Origin of the sequence: Mycobacterium alsense (assembly GCF_002086635.1) — a bacterium.
Taxonomy (GTDB): Bacteria; Actinomycetota; Actinomycetes; order Mycobacteriales; family Mycobacteriaceae; genus Mycobacterium; species Mycobacterium alsense.
In genome coordinates, this window is sequence record NZ_MVHD01000041.1 from 1 (window position 1) to 13,093 (window position 13,093).

The 13,093-nt window shown below is 67.2% G+C and carries 8 protein-coding genes; 3 read left to right on the forward strand and 5 right to left on the reverse strand.

Translation table 11 applies throughout. The features are described from left to right. Positions 1-212: 212 nt before the first annotated feature. Together BST11_RS19680 and BST11_RS19685 are read right to left on the reverse strand one after the other, a co-directional pair. Positions 213-2,348 (reverse strand): acyltransferase family protein, encoded by a 2,136-nt coding sequence (locus BST11_RS19680; protein WP_244897717.1) that lies wholly within the window; start codon positions 2,346-2,348, stop codon positions 213-215. A gap of 196 nt (positions 2,349-2,544) precedes the next feature. Beyond that, positions 2,545-3,339 (reverse strand): alpha/beta fold hydrolase, encoded by a 795-nt coding sequence (locus BST11_RS19685; RefSeq protein ID WP_083139586.1) that lies wholly within the window; start codon positions 3,337-3,339, stop codon positions 2,545-2,547. A gap of 207 nt (positions 3,340-3,546) precedes the next feature. Between BST11_RS19685 and BST11_RS19690 the strand changes: the two genes are divergently transcribed. Then, positions 3,547-4,929, forward strand: a complete 1,383-nt coding sequence (locus tag BST11_RS19690; protein ID WP_083139587.1) for a nucleotide sugar dehydrogenase — start codon at positions 3,547-3,549, stop codon at positions 4,927-4,929. A gap of 49 nt (positions 4,930-4,978) precedes the next feature. After that, a complete protein-coding gene (locus BST11_RS19695) occupies positions 4,979-5,980 on the forward strand; it encodes an NAD-dependent epimerase/dehydratase family protein (protein WP_083139588.1) in 1,002 nt (333 codons plus the stop codon). A 24-nt stretch (positions 5,981-6,004) separates the two neighbouring features. Here BST11_RS19695 and BST11_RS19700 read toward each other — a convergent pair whose 3' ends face one another. Beyond that, positions 6,005-8,173, reverse strand: a complete 2,169-nt coding sequence (locus tag BST11_RS19700; protein ID WP_083139590.1) for an acyltransferase family protein — start codon at positions 8,171-8,173, stop codon at positions 6,005-6,007. A gap of 288 nt (positions 8,174-8,461) precedes the next feature. On the opposite strand from BST11_RS19700, the gene BST11_RS19705 reads away from it, so the two are divergent. Further along, positions 8,462-9,742 carry a glycosyltransferase gene (locus BST11_RS19705; RefSeq protein ID WP_083139591.1) on the forward strand — a complete coding sequence of 427 codons (1,281 nt, stop codon included), beginning with the start codon at positions 8,462-8,464 and terminating at the stop codon, positions 9,740-9,742. Between the two features lie 6 nt (positions 9,743-9,748). On the opposite strand, the gene BST11_RS19710 is transcribed toward BST11_RS19705, so the two are convergent. Both BST11_RS19710 and BST11_RS19715 read right to left on the reverse strand, forming a co-directional pair. Next, the gene (locus tag BST11_RS19710; RefSeq protein ID WP_083139618.1) at positions 9,749-10,849 is read right to left on the reverse strand and encodes an NAD-dependent epimerase/dehydratase family protein; all 1,101 of its coding nucleotides are present in this window, start codon (positions 10,847-10,849) and stop codon (positions 9,749-9,751) included. Between the two features lie 30 nt (positions 10,850-10,879). Continuing rightward, positions 10,880-13,009 carry an acyltransferase family protein gene (locus BST11_RS19715; protein WP_264010228.1) on the reverse strand — a complete coding sequence of 710 codons (2,130 nt, stop codon included), beginning with the start codon at positions 13,007-13,009 and terminating at the stop codon, positions 10,880-10,882. Positions 13,010-13,093: the final 84 nt, after the last annotated feature.

Below are 13,093 nucleotides of genomic sequence, written 5' to 3' on the forward strand. Positions count from 1 at the left end.
CCCATGCCGGTGCCCACGACGATCACATCCCACACCACGCGCTCGGCCTCGCGCGCGCTCAGTTCGCCGTCAGCCAACCGAGTTCCTCAGCGAATGATGGTCCGATGCTTGCCGCCGGTTTCGATGATTCGGGATCGTCATGATTCGCCAACATACTCAATGTGTTGAACAGGTGTGTGATAACGGCTCGACCCGAAGTGCACGTCCTCTTTTCATGCGTGTGCGAGCGCGCGGTCGGCCAGCGCGCCAATTACCGGTGCCAGCTGTCGGGAGTATTCGAGCGTCAGGTGATTCGAATCGAGGTAGACCAGCGTATTGCCGACGATGACCGGGCAACGGCCGGTTGTGCAGAACAGTTCGGTCAGGTCGGCGTATTGTCCGTCACCGGCTTTCGTGGCGGCGGTTTCGGCTGCGATGCCGGTTTCGTTGACCGCCGTCGATCGTGATGGCGAGCAGGCCGTTGCGGCGTCGAGGTGGTTGGAGAGGCAAATCGGCACCACCGAGTGTGGATCCGGGGTCGGTCCCAGCACCAGCACCTGCGCGCCGGTACCTCGCAGTCGCTGCACGAGGCGGGTCAGGCCTGTGATCCACGCCGGGTCGTATGACGTCAAACCCGTGCCGGCGCCGTAGTCGTGCGCGATGCTGAGCACGACCAGCCGCGGGTGTTCGGCCTGTAAGCGGGCGGCGATTTGGCCGCGCCACTGCTCGCATTCGGTGTACTCCCGACGTAGTAGTGGGTTGAAGATGGGCAGATCCAGCAACGGGCAGGCCCCTTTGTTCAGCATTTCCAGCCGCCAATGTCGGGGTGTGGCGATTTGCTGGAATGCGGGGTTCCACATCGCGGCATGTGAATCGCCGACCACGGCCACCGTCGTGGTTGAGACGACATCGCCCGACGCGCACTCAGGCTGTGCAACCTCGAAAAGATTGCGCGCGCAGGCGTCGCGGCCCATGGTTTTCGCTTCGGCTTCCGCAGCGGCAAGGGGCGGGGCAAGGTTCGAGGGCACGGCCGTCAGCTCGGCGGATGCGGCGACCGCGGTCTGCACCTGGGCGACTGCATGCTGTACCGCCGCGTCGTAAGCATCCATGCTGGAGCCTGCGGGCGGTGTCGTCACAGTGACAGTTAGCGCCGTGGCCGGCGCGCCGCGCCCGCTAGGGGCGGGCACCCATACCAGCAACGCCACGCCCACACAGACCGCAACCGCCGTGGCGGCACCGCCGAGTGCGAGACTGCGGGCGGCCGACCCGCGTATCGAAGGGGCGAATCGCAGCGGGTTCTCGATGAAGCGCAGTGTCAGCACGGCCAGCCCGCCGGAAATGACGACCGTCGCCAGCCTGCCGCCCAGCCCCAGCGGGTGGCCCAGCAACGGCGCTGCGAGTACGAGTACCGGCCAGTGCCAGAGATACCACGAGTACGACACCCGCCCGACCGCGCGAATCGGCCACGACCCCAGAACGCGCCCGACTCCCCGAGCGGGCGCGGCGCAGCCGGCGCCGATCACCAGGGCCGTTCCGAGCACGGGCAGCGACGCAGCGGTACCGGGGTAGGGCGTGGTTGTGCCCAACCGCGTGCAGGTCAGCAGGATCACGCCCAGACCTGCCCATCCCGCGGTCGCGGTGAGCGGCGCCGGTAGTCGACGCCATTGGCTTGCCGTCAGGGCCACCACACCGCCCGCCGCCAACTGCCAGGCCCGAGTGGGCATGAGGAAGAAGGCGGCAGGCGGCCACACAAAGGTGAGTGCCAGGGAGATCGCAAACGACACCGCCGCGACCAAACACAGGATCGCGAGGTATGGCCGTACCGACGACCTCGGATGGGCCCGGGTGCGCCGACGCGCGGCCCGGATGAGCCACGCGGTGCCGATGATGATGGGTGGCCATACCAGGTAGAACTGCTCCTCGACCCCCAAAGACCAGTAGTGCTGGAACGCCGACGGGGTCTCCGGATGTGAAAAGTAATCGGCGTTCTGCAAAACGAACCACATGTTGCCGACGTACATCGCGCTGGCGATGCCGTCGTAAATCACGGTCCGGACTTGCAACGGCGATAGCAGCACCGCGGCGGCGATCATGGTGACGACCCCCACCGTGGCCGATGCCGGCAGCAGGCGGCGTGCCCGCGCCCCGTAGAAGCGGCGCAGCCCGACGGTTCCGGAGCTGCTCACCTCACGCCAGAGCAGACCCGTGATCAGAAAGCCCGAGATGACAAAGAACACGTCCACCCCGACGAACCCGCCGCCCACGCCCGGCACCTCTGCGTGAAACAGCACTACTGCCAGTACTGCGACAGCGCGCAACCCCTCGATGTCCCCGCGAAATCGCGTCGTTGCCGAGCGCCGACCCTGCAACCCTTCGGTAGGACTAACGCGGTCGCCCTGGAGCACTGTTGCCTACCTAGGTAAAGGACGCGTTCTTCGAGTTGACGCATTATCACACATGTGTTCAATGCGGATGGGGGAGTTGCGTCACGCGATTACGCTGGCAAAACCGCCAATTTGCGGTGATTCCATGACCGTCGCGGCCTAGGTGCGCGCGCCGCGCCGATCATCGCCGAGCCGGCTTCAGCGGGGCGATCTCGGGCGGGAGCGGACCATCGGTGAGCCAGCCGTCGACGGTGGACGCAAAGAGGTCCGGATGGTGCATAGGCCACGCATGGGACATGCCGATCGCGACCCTGTCGACTCCGTTGGGCATTTGGTGTGCGAGCGCCGCGGCCCAGCGTCGCATGATCGGCAGCTCCTTGCCGCCGGTGACGAACAATGTCGGCGGAGGGGATTTGTCGAGGCCCTCGGGGATCGTGAACCCGGCAGCCGCCATGGTCACATCGGCCAGCTGTCCGCTGGTGATGAGACGCACGTCCTCGTGATACTCCTCGATACGGGCCGCTGAGACCTTCGCCCGCCAGGCATTCCGGTACTGGCGAACGATCCAGCGATAGATCGAGCTCCGGGCCGGCAGTGCCGACAGGCGCCGGGTCAACCTCACGAACGGCAGCGTGTTGATGAACGTCCCGCACAGCACCGCCCGATCGACGTACTTCGGCTCGGCCGCCAGCAACTGCAGCCCCACCTGGGCCCCCAACGACCAGCCCACGACGTGCGCCCGGCCGGTGTCGACCCGGGAACGGATGAGTTCCGCCGCCGCAGCGGCGGCCCGGCCCACCTCGAACGGTCCCAGCGCGAAGCTCTTGCCGAAGTGGGGCAGATCGGGGACAAGGCAGCGATAGTTCTGCATGCGTTCGACCACCGGCTCCCAGGACCAGCCGCTCGTATACGCGCCATGAAGGAAGACGACGGCAGGCGCCCTCGCCGGACCGTATTCGCGCACGAACAGGTCCACGTCAGGGAACCTATCAGCCGCCCGCGCAGATCTTGCCTTTCTGCCGCGCGGGCGTGAACGAGTGGCATCGGTGCGCTCAGCCGAAACTCCGGGTTCTGGTGCCTATTGCACGGGTGTTGGATTAGACTCCGGACGGGTTAGCGGGGGCGGGAGGTCGCCGCTGTCAATACACAACGCGTACGGGGGACCGAAGGGCTGGGTTCCGCGATGGCTGAAGGCGTGTTCGGGCGCAGCGACGCTGAGATCGACCTCCTGGTGCGTGGCATGCGGTCGGGCATCGCGGTGGTGGGCTTCGGCTACATCGGCACCGTGATCGGCGCCGTGCTGGCCGACCGCGGTTGGCCCGTGACGGGGATCGACGTGCGACAAAGCGTCGTCGACGAGATCAACCTGGGCAAGACCACGGTGCCCGAGCCCGGGCTAGGTGAACTGGTCGCCAACAGCGCGCGAGTCGGTCGGCTTCGCGCCACGACCGACTTTGGTGCGCTCGCCGACAACGATTTCGTCATCGTCACCGTGGGAACGCCGCTGGGCCCGGACTTCGAGCCCATCGTCGACGACATCAAGGGGGCGGCGAAGGCCGTGGGGACGCACCTGCGTGCCGGCCACCTCGTCATCCTCAAGAGCACGGTGCCGCCCGACACCACCGAAAACCTCGTCCGGCCGATCCTCGAAGAGACCTCGGGGCTGCGGGCCGGCATCGACTTCGGGTTGGCGTTCTGCCCCGAGCGGCTGGCCGAGGGGCAAGCCATTCGCGAGCTGACGTCGATCCCCGTCGTGGTCGGTGCCGTCGATGAGCGCAGCGCCCGCGCCTGCTCCACACTCTGGCGACACGCCCTGGGAGTGGACTCGGTCGTCGTCGACGATCCGCGGACCGCCGAGATGGTCAAGCTGGCCGACAACCTCTGGGTCGACCTCAACGTCGCGCTGGCGAACGAGCTGGCCAAGGTGTGCGACCGGCTCGGAATGGACGCCCTTCAAGTCATCGAGGCGGCCAACACCATGCCCAAGGGCGGCCGCGACGCGAACATCTTGCGGCCGAGCATGGGCGTCGGCGGCTATTGCCTGACGAAGGATCCGTGGTTCGTCAACCATCTGGGGGAGTCCGTCGGGTTGGAGCTGGCGATCCCGCGGACGTCGAGGACCGTCAACGACACGATGCCGGCCTACACCTACGGGTTGCTCACCCAGCTTTTAGCCGAGCAGGGCAAGACGCTCGAGACCAGCAAGATCGCGGTGCTGGGCATCGCGTTCAAGAACAACACCGGCGACTGCCGGCTCACGCCTACCAAGTACGTCGTCGCGATGCTCGAGGAATCCGGCTGCCAGCTGTCGATCCACGATCCATGGGTGCCGGACGAGGAGGCCCACACGGTCACGAAGATCCCCTTGACCGCTGACATCGAGTCGGCGGTCAAGGATGCCGATGCCCTGGTGGTTCTTGCCGGGCACCGGGAGTTCCACCAGGTTCCGCTGGTGCGGCTCGCGGAACTGACGGCGGCCGGGTGTGTGTTCCTGGATGGGCGGAATAGCTTTGACCCGGCGGCGGTGCGCGCGGCAGGCTTCGTCTACAAGGGGATCGGCCGATAACGGTCGGCAGGCGAACGAAAACCCGCTACACGGAAACGAAAGAGCAAACATGTCCAATGTCGTCGTGACGGGCGGCTACGGCTTCATCGGATCACACTTGGTCTCGGCACTGCTGAACCGCGGCGACTCGGTCACGGTGTTCGACTTCGCCAAGAACACCCGCGACACCAGCATCGACTTCGACCGGCACCCCAATTTCCGCTTCGTGCGGGGAGACGTCACCGACATCGACGCCCTCGGGCGGGCTCTGACGCCGGAGGTCGACACGGTCTTCCACCTGGCCGCGGTCGTCGGCGTCAAGAACTATATGAAGGACCCGTTGCGGGTGCTCGACGTCAACGTCACCGGCACCCGCAACGTGCTGGAGCTTTCGCGGCGACACGGCACGCGCGTGCTGTTCTCCAGTACGTCGGAGGTGTTCGGGAAGAACCCCAACCCGCCGTTCGCGGAGGACGACGATCGCGTCGTCGGTTCGACGCGCACCGCGCGGTGGAGCTACAGCACCAGCAAGGCGATGGCCGAGCATCTGGTCTTCGCGATGCACAGCGCCTACGGGCTGCCGGCGACCGTGGTGCGCTACTTCAATGTGTACGGCCCGCGGCAGAACCCGATCTTCGTGATTTCGCAGAGCATCCACCGGATCCTCAACGGCCGCAAGCCGCTGCTGTTCGATTCGGGCGACCAGAGCCGGTGTTTCACCTTCGTCGACGACGCGATCGCCGGCACCTTGCTCGCGGCCGGCAGCGACGCGGCGATCGGCGAGGCCTACAACATCGGCAGCATGACCGAGACGACCGTCGGTGAGGCGATCGACCTGGCGATCAAGATCGCCGGCGTCGACGCGGTGTCGGGCGCCGAAACCGTGGACACCGCGGCGCGCTACGGGGGCCGCTACGAGGACATTCCCCGTCGTATCCCGGACTCGACCAAGGCGCAGCGGGAGTTGGGGTGGCGCCTTCGGGTCGACGTTGAGGAGGGGATCCGGCGCACGATCGAGTGGGCGCGGGCCAACCCGTGGTACCTCAGCGAGCCCGCTGGGGATGAGGCGTAAAGGCGTCCCACGCACCGCGGCGGGTCAACCACCGGCGAGTGCCCGGTCGGCAAGTATTCCCAGCACCGGTGCCAACTGCCGGGAGTATGCGGGCGTCAGGTGACTCTCATCGACGTAGACAAGGGCGTTGCCCACCATGACCGGGCAGCGGTCAGCCGTGCAGAACAGCTCAGTGAGGTCGGAGTATTGTCCGCCGCCGGTTTTGGTGGCGGCGGTTTCGGCGGCGATGCCGGTTCGGTTCACCGCCTTCGAGGTCGGTGGAGAGCAGGCCGTCGCGTCGTCGAGGTGGCCAGCGAGGCAGTCCGGCACTATCAACAACGGATTCGGAACCGGCCCGAGCACCCACACGTGTGCGCCGGTGCCGCGCAGCTGCTTTACCAGGCGGTTCAGGGCGTCGACCCACGCCGGGTCGTATGTCGTGATACCCGCTTGCGAATACGACCGCATCATGCTGAACACGACGAGCCGCGGGCGTTCGGCCTGCAGCCGGCTGGTGATCTGATTGCGCCACTGGTCGCATTCGGTGTAGGCCCGGTCGGCCGCGCGGTTGATGGTGGGCAGGTCAAGCATTGGGCAGGCGGCCTTGGTCATTGTCTCCAGCCGCCAGTGCCGCTGGGCAGCGATTTGTTCAAACGCCGGATACCACATCGCGGCATGCGAGTCACCGACCAGAGCCACGGTCGTGGTCGAGGTGGTATCGCCCGACGCGCACTCAGGCTGTCCGACCTCGAAAAAATTGCGAAGGCAGCCGTGCAAGTACAGGGATTTGAGTTCGGTGGTGATGCTGCCAAGCGGCGGGGTCAGGTTGGAAGGGACGGCTTTGAGCCCGACGGATGCCGCGACTGCTCCCTGCACCTGCGCGACCGCGTCCCGCACCGCCGCGTCGTAGGCGTCCATGCTCGAACCGGTGCCCAAGGACGCCGCAGTGACGGTCAGCGCCGGAGCCGCCGGACCACGACCGACCGGGACGGGGATCCATAGCAGCAGCGCCACGCCGACGCCGGCAGCGACCGCGGTGGCGGCACCGCCAACCGCGAGACTGCGGTTGGCCGACCGGCGCAGGGGAGCGGCGAAGCGCAGCGGGTTCTCGATGAAACGCAGGGTCAGGAAGGCCAGCCCGAGTGAGACCACGACCGCCGTCAGCCGTTGCCCCAGGGACTGGCCGGTCGTTGACGCGGGAACCACCAGAAGCAACGGCCAGTGCCACAGATACCACGAGTACGACACCCGGCCGATCGCGCGCATCGGCCGCACTGCCAGGACTCGCCCGACTCCCCGAGCGGGCGCGGCGCAGCCCGCCCCGATCACCAGCGCCGCGCCCAACACGGGCAACAGCGCGGCGGTACCCGGATAGGGCGTGGCGGGTCCCAATCGGATGCAAGCCAGGACGATCATCCCCAGTCCCGCGCATCCCGCGATCGCCGCGGCCAGTGCCGGGAGCCGCCGCCAGTGACCGGCGGTGAGGGCCACCAGGCCCCCGACGGCCAACTCCCAGGCCCGGGTGGGCAGGGAAAAAAACGCCACGGGGGGCATCGCGTGGGTGAACACGAGTGAGAGCGCGAACGATACCGCCGCGACCAGCGCCAGGACGACCAGATACGGGCGCTCCGAGGAGGCGGCCCGGGGTTTGTCGCCCCGCCGCGAATGCTTGATCAGCCACGCCGTCCCGATGATCAAGGCGGGCCACACCAAGTAGAACTGCTCCTCGACACCCAACGACCAGTAGTGCAGGAATGGCGACGGCAGCGCGTCGGCGAGGTAGTTGATGCCCTGGAGCATGAACCGGTAGTTGCTGACGTACAGCGCGCTGGCGATGCCGTCGTCGAAGACGCTCCGCAACCGCAAGACAGGTGACATGGCGGCCGCGCCGATCATGATGACGACACCGACCGTGGCCGACGCCGGTAACAGTCGGCGCGCCCGCGCCCCGTAGAACCGGCGCAGCCCGACGGTTCCGGTGCTGCTCACCTCGCGCCAGAGCAGCCCCGTGATCAGAAAGCCCGAGATGATGAAGAACACGTCCACGCCGACGAGCCCACCGCTCATGCCGGGCACGTGGGCGTGAAACAGCACAACGGCCACCACCGCGACGGCACGCAAGCCCTCGATGTCGGGACGAAATTCTTTGTTTGGCGGGCGCCGCGGCTGTACCTCTTCGGTAGGGGTAACGCTCTCGGCCTGGCGCACGGTCACCTACCTAACGAGAGGAAGCGTTCTTCAAGTCGAGGCATTATCACACACCTGTTCAATACTTCTCGGCCGAATCCTCAACTACTTGCACACCGTCGAGCCAGCGCATAAGACGCGTGCCAGGTGCGGTTGCCGATAATGCGGCGGTGAGGGCCTGCTGGCCCAGACTTTCCGGCTTACGGTTCGACGGCGCCGGTAGCGGGTTATGCTGCTGGGCGGCCGAGCCGGCTGCGAGGCGGCCGCTTCCCATTCCAGCGCGCGCACGCGAAGTGAAAGGCTAGGATCTCGCCGATGAAATTTGTGCTGGCAAACTGGGGAACTCGCGGCGAAGTCGAGCCCTACGTCACCGTCGGTCGTGAGTTGGTGCGCCGCGGTCACGAGGTGCACATGGCCGTCGCCCCCGAAATGGTCAGCTTCACGGAGGCGGCCGGGCCCAAGGCGGTCGCCTACGGCCCGGCTTTGAAGGCCATCCTCGACCCACACCGCGATTTCTGGGCGGGCCTGTTCACCACCCCCTGGAGGATCCGGGAGCTAGGCAGGTTGCTGGGCGAATATTCGGAGCCTCTCACCCAGTGTCGCGAGGAGGTCGGCGCGACGCTGGCGTCGTTGGCGGACGGCGCCGATCTGCTGCTCACCGGCATGAATTACGAGGACGACGCGGTCAATGTCGCCGAGCACTACGACATCCCGCTGGCCACCTTGCATATCTTCCCGCTGCGAATCAACGGCCAACTCGTGTCGTTCCTGCCGGCGCCGTTGGCCCGCTCCGCGATGACGGCGCTCGACTGGCTGGCTTGGCGCGGTGGGAAGAAGGTGGAGGACACGCAGCGCCGTGGACTCGGGTTGCCGTCGGCAACCCGCCCCTGGCCGCGTCGGATCACCGAACGCGGATCGCTGGAAATCCAGGCCTACGACGAGGTGTGCTACCCCGGGCTGGCAGCCGAATGGGCGAAATGGAATGCACAACGGCCACCCAGGAGGCCGTTCGTCGGCGCGCTGACGATGGAACTGCCGACGGATGCCGACGAGGAGGTCGCGTCGTGGATCGCCGCGGGAAAACCGCCGATCTGCTTCGGCTTTGGCAGCGTGGGCGTCGAATCTGCCGCCGACACGCTGGCCATGATCAGCTCCGCCTGCGCCCAGCTGGGCGAGCGGGCCTTGATCTGTGCCGCCGGATCCGATTACGGCAATGTGCCGCACTCCGACCACGTCAAGGTGGTCGGCGTGATGAACTACGCGGCGGCCTTGCCGGGCTGCCGCGCGTTCGTGCACCACGGCGGTGCGGGCACGACGAACGCGGGCCTGCGCGCGGGACTGCCGACGCTGATTCTGTGGACGTTGCCCGATCAGGGGCTCTGGTCAGCGCGGGTCAAACGATTGAAAGTCGGTACCGGGCGGCGCTTTTCGGCAACCACCGAGAAATCGTTGGTCGCGGACCTTCGCACCGTTCTGGACCCGCAATGCCTGACCCGGGCCCGCGAGCTGGCCGCTCAAATGACCAAAGCCTCCGACAGCGTCGCGACCGCCGCCGACCTGGTGGAAGATTTCGCCCGCCTGGGCCGGGTGGGCTAAGCGGTTCTACTGCAGCACCGCTCTCATCTGGGTGTGTTCGCTTGGTTTGACGGGTGATTCGGGTCGCTCGTCGATCCAGTCGAGCAGGGCGCGCAGACCGTCCCCGAGAGCCCATTTCGGGCGCCAGTCGAGTGCGTTCTTTGCCGGCCCGATGTCGCAGCTGGCGGCGCGCACGTCACCGTCGCGGAATTTCGCCACGACGACCGGTTCGGGGGCACCGCAGATGGCTGCGATCTTCAGGGCCAGCTCGTGAATCGTTGTCGGAACCCCCGACCCGATGTCGAGGCAGCGTGGCTGCGCCGCGGGTTTTTCTATCGCGGCGAACAGGGCATCGACGACATCGTCGATATAGACGAAGTCGCGCACGATGTGTCCGTCTTCGTAGACCTCCAGCGGGCGTTGCTCGCGTGCCAGTCGTGCGAAAAGAGCGACGATTCCGGTGTAGGAATTCGTCAGCGATTGTCCCGGTCCGTAGACGTTCTGCAGTCGCAGCACGCTGAGACGGGTGTCATGGGCGGCGGTCCAGGCGCCCAGGATGTGTTCCTGGGCGAGTTTGGTCGCGGCGTAGATGTTGGTGGGCCGGGGCTCGGTTCGGCCGGCGCGGCTCGGCAGCGGGACCGCGGGCTCGTCGGTGGGGCCTTGCGGATCCCAGAGTCCCGCCAGCAGTCGAGCGTGGTTGCGGGGCTCCGGGTAGAAGATCTGAGAGCCGCATCGCCACGCGCCCTCGCCGTAGACGGCCCGCGACGACGCCACGACGAGCTGGTCGGGCACGTGTGCGGAGCGGCTCAGGGCGTCCAGGAGTTGGGTGGTGCCCACCACGTTCACGGAGCCGTGGCGCGTCGCCTCCGACAGCGACTGCGCCGTCCCCGTCTCGGCCGCCAGGTGGACGACTTGGGACGGTCGGCACAACCGCAGCACGGCATCCCAGTCGGGGGCATGGGTGACATCGCCGGTGCACAGCCGCACCGACGGTGGCAGGTCGATCGCTGTGCCTTTGCCATGCACCTGCGGGTGCAAGACGTCCATCACCGCGACGTCGTAGCCGGCTTTGGCGAGCCGGCGCGCGAGCGTGGACCCGATGAATCCCGCCCCGCCGGTGATCAGCACCGACGTCGACACGGTCCGATGCCTTTCATGTCATGCATTGGCGAGCGCCCGCTCGACGACGGCGGCGATAACCGGCGCCAATAGCCGGCTGTATTCGGAAGTTACGTGCATCTCATCGCGGTATATCAGCGTGTTTTCGACGATTACCGGGCAGCGGTCCGCGGTGCAGAACAGGTCGGTGAGGTCGGCGTACTGTCCTCCGCCGGCTTTGGTGGCGGCCGCTTCGGCCGCGATACCGGCTTGGTTCACCGCCTTCGACGTGGGCGGTGAACAGGCGCTCGCGTCATCGAGGTGGAGCGACAGGCAGATGGGCACCACCGACTGCGGATCCGGGATCGCTCCGAGCACCAGCACCTGGGTGCCGATTTCGCGCAGCTGTTGTACCTGACGGGTCAGGCTGCCGATCCATGCCGGATCGTATGACGTGATACCTGGCTGCCTATACCGCCGCATCATGTCGAGCACGACCAGCCGAGGCTGTTCGGCCCGTAACCGGTCAAGGATGTGACCGCGCCACTGAGTGCACTCGGTGAATTCCCGGTGGAAAAGGGCGATCGTGACGGGTAGGTCTAGCCCGGGGCAGTAGCCTTTTGTCAGGGTTTCGAGCCGCCAGTGCCGCTGCGCGGCGACCTTCTCCAACGCCGGTGCCCACATCGCGGCATTCGAATCGCCGATCAGGGCCACCGTCGTCGACGACGCGGTGTCGCCCGAAGCGCACTGGGGATGATCAATTTGGAGGATGTCGCGCAGGCAGTCTTTGGGGCCGAGGGGTACTTTCATCGCGTCGGCGAGCGGCGGGGTCAGGTTCGCGGGGACGGCTTTGAGGTCGGCCGACGCCGCGACCAGGGCCTGCACCTGCGCGAACGCGTGCTTCATCGCGGTGTCATACGCGCCGGCGTCGGAGCCCGTCGGGGGAGGCGTCGCGGTGATGGTCAGCGCGGGTGCCGCCGGGCCATGCCCGACCGGTGAGGGCACCGCCACCAGCAGCGCGACGCCCACACAGACCGCTATGGCGGTTGCGGCACCGCCGACCCCGAGACTGCGGGCGGCCGACCGGCGCACGGGACCGGCAAACCGCAGCGGGTTCTCGACGAAACGCAGGGTGAGCGCGGCCAGCCCGAGGGAAAACAAGATGGCCACAGTTCCCAGCCCCAGCGGGTGCTTCGACCATGCCGGCGTAGACATCGCCACCAGCACCACCGGCCAGTGCCACAGGTACCACGAGTAGGACACCCGGCCGATCGCCCGCATCGGCCGCACCGCCAGGACGCGTCCGACTCCCCGGCGGGACAGGGCGCAGCCCGCGCCGATGACCAGCGCCGCACCCAGCACGGGCACCAGCGCGGCGGTGCCCGGATAGGGCGTGCTCCGGCTTAAGCGAAGGCAGGCCAACAGGATTAGCGCCAGACCCCCCCATCCGGCGATTGCGGCTGCCAGCGGCGGGAGCCGACGCCATTGTCCGGCGGTGAGAGCCACCAGGCCGCCGACGGCCAGCTCCCAGGCCCGGGTGGGCAGCGAAAAGAACGCCACCGGTGGCGCGAGGCGGGTGACCACCAGCGACAGCGCAAACGACACCGCCGCGACCAGCGCCAGGACGACCAGGTACGGACGCTCCGAAGAGGATGAGGCGGTCCCGGGGCGCCGCCGTGCGCGTCGGATCAGCCAGGCCGTCGCGATGATCAAGGCCGGCCACACCAGGTAGAACTGCTCTTCGACGCCCAACGACCAGTAGTGCTCGAATGGCGACGGCGGCAGGTTGGTGGCGAGGTATTCGACGCCTTGGAGCACGAACCGGTAGTTGCTGACGTACAGCGCGCTGGCTATGCCGTCACCGATGATCGGCCGGGACTGCAACGCGGGTAACAAGGCAGCCGAGCCAAGCATGATCACCAGGCCGACCGTGGCGGACGCCGGCAGCAGCCGGCGGGCCCGCGCCCCGTAGAAGCGCGCGAGCCGCACGGTGCCGGAGACGCTCGCCTCCCTCCACAGCAGCCCGGTGATCAGGAAGCCCGAGATGACGAAGAAGACGTCCACGCCGACGAATCCGCCACCCACGACGGGCATGTCCGCATGAAACAGGACAACCGCCACCACCGCGATGGCGCGCAGCCCCTCGATGTCGGGGCGAAATCCCGGTTTTTCCGAGCGCCGACTCGGTATCGCCTGGGTAGGGCTAACGCTGTCAACCGGGTGCAAGGTCACCTACCTGGGAAGAGGACGAGTCCGTCGGGTCGAGGCATTATC

Excerpts from the sequence above, each read along its gene's own strand:
- BST11_RS19705 (WP_083139591.1), top strand. The coding sequence starts at position 8,462 with ATGAAATTTGTGCTGGCAAACTGGGGAACTCGCGGCGAAGTCGAGCCC.
- BST11_RS19690 (WP_083139587.1), top strand. The coding sequence starts at position 3,547 with ATGGCTGAAGGCGTGTTCGGGCGCAGCGACGCTGAGATCGACCTCCTG.
- BST11_RS19695 (WP_083139588.1), top strand. The coding sequence starts at position 4,979 with ATGTCCAATGTCGTCGTGACGGGCGGCTACGGCTTCATCGGATCACAC.